Source organism: Salifodinibacter halophilus (genome assembly GCA_012999515.1).
Classification (GTDB): Bacteria; Pseudomonadota; Gammaproteobacteria; order Nevskiales; family Salinisphaeraceae; genus Salifodinibacter; species Salifodinibacter halophilus.
The window spans coordinates 1-319 of the sequence record JABEEB010000108.1 but is presented as its reverse complement, the minus strand read 5'-3'; the positions used below and the strand labels follow the sequence as shown (position 1 = coordinate 319).

General features: G+C 65.5%; 1 protein-coding gene. It reads right to left on the bottom strand.

What is annotated here, in order from left to right; translation table 11 throughout:
* Positions 1-21: 21 nt before the first annotated feature.
* Positions 22-319: DUF1415 domain-containing protein (locus tag HKX41_10910; GenBank protein ID NNC24640.1), on the bottom strand; the 298-nt coding region annotated here is incomplete at its 5' end.

Sequence of the window (319 nt, the reverse complement as noted above, 5' to 3'; positions counted from 1 at the left end):
AGAGCCGCAGCGGCCGCGCGCTTAGCCGCTGAAATTCCACGCCGAAAGCTTGCGCCAGCCCTCGGCGCCAAGATTCTCCAGCGTCGCCAGATTGCGCTCGACGATCGCGTCGGGATCCGGAAACGCCGCCACCGCGCGCTCTACGCTGCTTTCGCGCAGCAGGTGCAAGGTGGGGTAGGGCGAGCGGTTGGTGCAGTTGCCGATGTCGTCGAAGGCGGTGCCGGCGAACTGGTAATCCGGGTGGAAACTGGCGATCTGGATCTCGCCTTCCAGATCCAGCAGCGCCACCGCCTCGTCGGCGAGGTCTAGAAAGTCGTTG